General features: G+C 51.1%; 2 rRNA genes. Both read left to right on the top strand.

What is annotated here, in order from left to right:
* Positions 1 to 403: ribosomal RNA gene (locus V3851_RS26900) — 16S ribosomal RNA — on the top strand; the annotation flags it as partial.
* A gap of 307 nt (positions 404 to 710) precedes the next feature.
* Positions 711 to 836 (top strand): 23S ribosomal RNA (locus tag V3851_RS26895); the annotation flags it as partial.

Below are 836 nucleotides of genomic sequence, written 5' to 3'. Positions count from 1 at the left end.
TGGGCACTCTAGAGTGACTGCCGGTGACAAACCGGAGGAAGGTGGGGATGACGTCAAATCATCATGCCCCTTATGACCTGGGCTACACACGTACTACAATGGCCGGTACAACGGGAAGCGAAGTCGCGAGATGGAGCGAATCCTAGAAAAGCCGGTCTCAGTTCGGATTGCAGGCTGCAACTCGCCTGCATGAAGTCGGAATTGCTAGTAATCGCGGATCAGCATGCCGCGGTGAATACGTTCCCGGGTCTTGTACACACCGCCCGTCACACCACGAGAGTTTACAACACCCGAAGTCGGTGAGGTAACCGTAAGGAGCCAGCCGCCGAAGGTGGGGTAGATGATTGGGGTGAAGTCGTAACAAGGTAGCCGTATCGGAAGGTGCGGCTGGATCACCTCCTTTCTATGGAGAATCGCTTCCTGCAACGGAAGCATTCAAATAGCTAACCTGAGGTTAGCAAACTTACTCACTCGTTGGTCAGTTTTGAGAGTTCAACTCTCAACTTGATCCTTGAAAACTGGATAACGAAACGAAGAATTTGCGTTTTAGAAACATTCCTTTTAGCTGAACTTGTGTCAACAAGTTTGAATTAAAAGTGGCTAGTGCGCAGGTTTTGGGATGACCGAACTTTTGGTAGTGCGCGATTGCTTGCGTAAGCAAGTCAGTAAGCGACGAACAACGGAGAGGGAAGCGCAAAACCAAGCATATTGGTTAAGCTACTAAGAGCACACGGAGGATGCCTAGGCGCTAGGAGCCGAAGAAGGACGTGGCGAACAACGATACTGCCTCGGGGAGCTGTAAGCAAGCTTTGATCCGGGGATGTCCGAATGGGGAA

Origin of the sequence: Paenibacillus haidiansis (assembly GCF_036553665.1) — a bacterium.
Classification (GTDB): domain Bacteria; phylum Bacillota; class Bacilli; order Paenibacillales; family Paenibacillaceae; genus Fontibacillus; species Fontibacillus haidiansis.
This window is presented reverse-complemented; position numbering and strand designations above follow the sequence as displayed.